This is a genomic window from Pantoea sp. GbtcB22 (genome assembly GCF_019091025.1).
GTDB lineage: Bacteria > Pseudomonadota > Gammaproteobacteria > Enterobacterales > Enterobacteriaceae > Pantoea > Pantoea leporis.
Genome location: NZ_JAGXKB010000592.1, coordinates 1 through 246 on the forward strand (window position 1 = coordinate 1; position 246 = coordinate 246).

Annotated in this window: 1 pseudogene; it reads left to right on the forward strand. The window is 44.7% G+C overall.

The features are described from left to right. Positions 1 to 77 precede the first annotated feature (77 nt). A pseudogene (locus KVT28_RS27975) lies at positions 78 to 246 on the forward strand (SCP2 domain-containing protein); the annotation flags it as partial.

Here is a 246-nt window from a genome sequence, read left to right on the forward strand (position 1 = left end):
ATTTCCTTGATCTCAGTGGAGGCGAAGCCGGTCAGATGTGGCAAAATAGATGAAATTTTCTGCAGGGAATGACGATGATGTTTGCGCGCTTACGCGGTCTGATTGTTGTAAAAGGGCCAGAATTCCTTGCTTTACCTGTTTCCATTACCCCTTTCCCCCTAAAAAAAGCTATTCTGCAACAACTCCTAAACTGGCAATTTCGTCATGCTTTGTCTGAAGGTGAGATAGACTTTCTGGAAGGGCGTT